This is a genomic window from Methylobacterium frigidaeris (genome assembly GCF_022179185.1).
Lineage (GTDB): Bacteria > Pseudomonadota > Alphaproteobacteria > Rhizobiales > Beijerinckiaceae > Methylobacterium > Methylobacterium frigidaeris.
The window spans coordinates 1-268 of sequence record NZ_BPQJ01000218.1; the positions used below are offsets into that span (position 1 = coordinate 1).

Sequence of the window (268 nt, forward strand, 5' to 3'; positions counted from 1 at the left end):
TGTGCGACAGCTCCTGCTTCGAAAACATATCGTGCAATTTGGTGTTCTAATCGGTCAAAATAAGGCACAGAATCATGGACATATCCAGGTGTGACGTAGGCATCGGTGATAATGTTGTATTTCATATCTGTTGTGCGGTGATCTAAATAGAAAAAACCTTCTGGTTTGTTTTCACGATACAGCTAGCCACTTTCCGGATCGGTTGTACTGTGGCGGATCCCTTTTTCACCTTTCACCTCCTCTTTGCCTGTTAATGGTTTTTTTCCGT

General features: G+C 42.9%; 1 pseudogene. It reads right to left on the reverse strand.

Annotated elements, in window-relative coordinates:
• Positions 1 to 268 (reverse strand): annotated as a pseudogene (locus tag MFF64_RS36920) (IS5/IS1182 family transposase); the annotation flags it as partial.